Origin of the sequence: Vibrio sp. 10N.222.46.A1, assembly GCF_041473595.1 — a bacterium.
In the GTDB taxonomy this organism is placed as follows: Bacteria; Pseudomonadota; Gammaproteobacteria; order Enterobacterales; family Vibrionaceae; genus Vibrio; species Vibrio tasmaniensis_A.
Window position 1 is genome coordinate 1 of record NZ_JBFRSN010000035.1, and the last position, 1,574, is coordinate 1,574.

Annotated in this window: 1 protein-coding gene and 1 pseudogene; one reads left to right on the forward strand and one right to left on the reverse strand. The window is 45.0% G+C overall.

Annotated elements, in window-relative coordinates:
• Positions 1–549: Rpn family recombination-promoting nuclease/putative transposase (locus AB4496_RS01515; protein ID WP_372130515.1), on the forward strand; the 549-nt coding region annotated here is incomplete at its 5' end.
• A 90-nt stretch (positions 550–639) separates the two neighbouring features.
• On the opposite strand, the pseudogene AB4496_RS01520 reads toward AB4496_RS01515, so the two are convergent.
• Positions 640–1,070, reverse strand: a pseudogene (locus AB4496_RS01520) (IS5/IS1182 family transposase); the annotation flags it as partial.
• Between the last annotated feature and the right edge of the window lie 504 nt (positions 1,071–1,574).

Below are 1,574 nucleotides of genomic sequence, written 5' to 3' on the forward strand. Positions count from 1 at the left end.
CCTCTGGTGATCCCGTTGCAGTTTTACCATGGTAAGGTCTCGCCCTACCCGTATGAGATGAATTGGTTAAAAGGGTTCGTTAACCCTCTTATAGCTAAGGCTCTCTATACTCAAGATTTTCCATTGGTCGATGTCACTGTTATCTCCGATGATGAGATAATGCAACATCGCCGTATCGCGTTACTTGAACTTGTACAAAAGCACGCTAGGCATCGCGATATCATGGATTTCCTTGAGCCTCTGGTCACATTGCTCTTCACCGATTACACTACAGATAAGCAAGTACAGTCATTGATGAGCTACCTACTCCAAGTGGGTGAAACAAGTAACCTAGAAGCGTTAATTACGTCACTGGTCTCATCAGTACCGAAACACGAGGAAACACTTATGACTATTGCAGAACAATTGCGCCAACAAGGCGAGCAACGTGGCCGCCAAGAAGCGCTCAAGGATATGGCGCGTAAGATGATGCTTAATGGTCTAGATCAACAAACCATTATGGATGTCACGGGATTGAATACAGACGAACTCGCACAACTTTCTCATTAGCTGCTCAAGCATAAAGGGTTGTGTGGCAAAGTGGTGGTGTTGATAAAATCTGCCTGGAGATAAAGCTACATCGTCTATGGCTAACCGTTGGCTTCTAACTGGCATAGCCAGAGCTATAATTTTTGTTTGTAGTTTTGACATTTACTATCATTTCACCTATCTGAGCGTTGTAGTATTTCAAACTCGTTTTACCGCTCGTTAGCGCCTTTTCCGCTTCATTTATTGCTCCACTCTCTTCCCAAAGCATTACCTTCTTTCGAGGTGAGTTTCAGTGAGGGACAACCTTTCTTTTTTAGAGGCTCATGGCACAACAAAACTGACTTCCGCACTCATGGTTTCGGGTGTATCGACATGAACAGCCAAGTGCAGCTTTTGCCATGCTCTGCGTTTCTTTGCATCAAGCTTTTTCACTTTCCACTCTCCCTGACCAAAAAGATGGAGGCTAATTGAGTTAATGGCTAGACGGCGAATAGCCCTTTAGATTTATTGTGATATTTGACTTGAACCGCGTTCGAACACTTACCCTTGAAGATTGAGTACGGACGGTTCTTTTTCTAACGCCAATCAATCTATAAAGTACGTATTAAACTTAAATATTGGGCGTTCTCCCTTCGGTCGGCTCATTCCGTCGCTTCACTCCTCTCGCGATAACTTATGGCACTGTTATCGAGCAAGCTCGATGTGACATTAAGTTACTGCGAACAATCACCCAACGCCTCCGCTACTGCGTAGCTGCGCTTCGTCGTGCCTCCTTATTGCCTTTCACTGGCTTCAATTAAGTTCGAGTAAGGGCTTGTTTTCTTATGTGCCGATTTTCCTTTCGACTCGCATCACTGGATGGCGCTCGCAGACTGTTCACCATCCTCAATCAGAACCTTCTCTGCAAGGGTAAATAAACGCTTCGCGCCCCTGCAGAGAAGAACCCTGTTTGAGGTCTGGACAGCCAAGCGGCTCCATAAAAGTGATACTCAAACAAAAAGGAAACTCCTCATGGCACAACAAAACTCAACCCCAACTCTCTCTAA